The sequence below is a fragment of the Streptomyces sp. DH12 genome (genome assembly GCF_020873895.1).
Taxonomy (GTDB): Bacteria; Actinomycetota; Actinomycetes; order Streptomycetales; family Streptomycetaceae; genus Streptomyces.
The window spans coordinates 1-487 of the sequence record NZ_JAHWGT010000791.1 but is presented as its reverse complement, the minus strand read 5'-3'; the positions used below and the strand labels follow the sequence as shown (position 1 = coordinate 487).

At 73.5% G+C, this 487-nt stretch carries 1 pseudogene; it reads left to right on the top strand.

Annotation, left to right across the window (positions count from 1 at the left end):
• Window positions 1-172: 172 nt before the first annotated feature.
• Window positions 173-487: pseudogene (locus LPA54_RS37085) on the top strand (hydrolase); the annotation flags it as partial.

Here is a 487-nt window from a genome sequence, read left to right as displayed (position 1 = left end):
GCGAGGGGGGAAAGGCCGGGGACGCTCGCGCGTTGATGAACCGGAACGGAAGCGCCGCCGGACAATTCCCGCCCCCCGCGCCACACCCAAGAGGCACGCACCGATGTTGCGTCCCTTTTCGGTGTCGGGAACGCTCGAATGTCACATGCGCTGTGGGAAGGAACCAATCTCAGTGCACACCCCCCACCCCCCTCGTCCTCCCTATCCCCCGCCGGGCGGTGATCCCGGGGAATCCGACGAGGCGCTCGCCGCGCGGCTGCGGGGACGGCCGGAGGCCGAGGCCGCGCGCGCCGTCGCCCTGCTGACGGCGCGTCACTGGCACGCGATGCACGACTACGCGACCGTGTGCCTCGCCTCCGGCGGGCGGACCGCCGCCATGGTCACCGGGGCCGCCCTGCACCGTGTGCTCGACCGGGTCGCCCTCGGCGAGTCCGCCGTCGCCCTCCGTCCCGTCCTGCTCGTGGGGGTGCGGGACACGGTCCGCGAG